Source organism: Oleiphilus sp. HI0086 (assembly GCF_001635225.1).
On the sequence record NZ_LWFZ01000780.1, the window covers coordinates 1 to 775 of the forward strand.

General features: G+C 44.8%; 1 protein-coding gene. It reads right to left on the reverse strand.

What is annotated here, in order from left to right; all coding sequences use genetic code 11:
- Positions 1–775, reverse strand: a 775-nt coding sequence (locus A3756_RS27735) for a TonB-dependent receptor (protein WP_197481307.1), incomplete at both ends; no start/stop codon positions are given.

The window sequence follows — 775 nt, forward strand, 5'->3', positions numbered from 1 at the left end:
GCCCGTTGTTGGCACTAAAACGATGCCTTCTTTCCAGCGACTTGAAAACAGAGTTAACTCTGTAGAATAGTCATTAGCGAGAAAATGATTGACCCACTCAATCGTATCAATTTCCTCTGGTTTGATGCTCTCGTTTGCTTCAATTGCCTGAACAGAGCCAAATCTCTCAATTGCTGTGGGCGCTCTAAAAGCGTGGCCGTAAAGAAGCTTGGAGCTATAGTTTTCATTGACTTTGACAATGAGCCCTGCTCTTGGCGAAAGGTGAGAGCCGACATCTGAGTAATCGTCTGCTCTGAGACCATAGACAGCATGCAGTTTGTCATTAAATAAGCCTGTCTTGGCTTGGAATAGTGCATACCTAATGTGTCGTTTAGAATTCTTATAAGGGTTGTCTTGATCAACAAGGGTGCTGCCATTTAAGTCGATCCGGGAGTAGTTGCTACCGTTGACGATAAATCGGTCATAACCAGCACCGAGAACCCATTGCGTTGAGGCTTCAGGCGATTTGCCTTTTAACTGAAGTTTCGCGCCACTACGTTGCTCATTTGTAGATTGATAGAGTGTGTGAGGGCAGTAAAGAGGGTTATTGGTCGTATTGGTTCCATCTTTACAGTCAAAAGAAGTGATTGGTATATCGTTAGGCGCGTACACGAGGCTTATCGGGTAGCGTGCATTGTCAAATGACCATTCTTGCTTACTCTGCCAATGATAGATTTGAGTGCCCAGTTCAATGCTATCGCTAAGCTGGTAATCGTAAGATAAGCTTGCGAGCCAG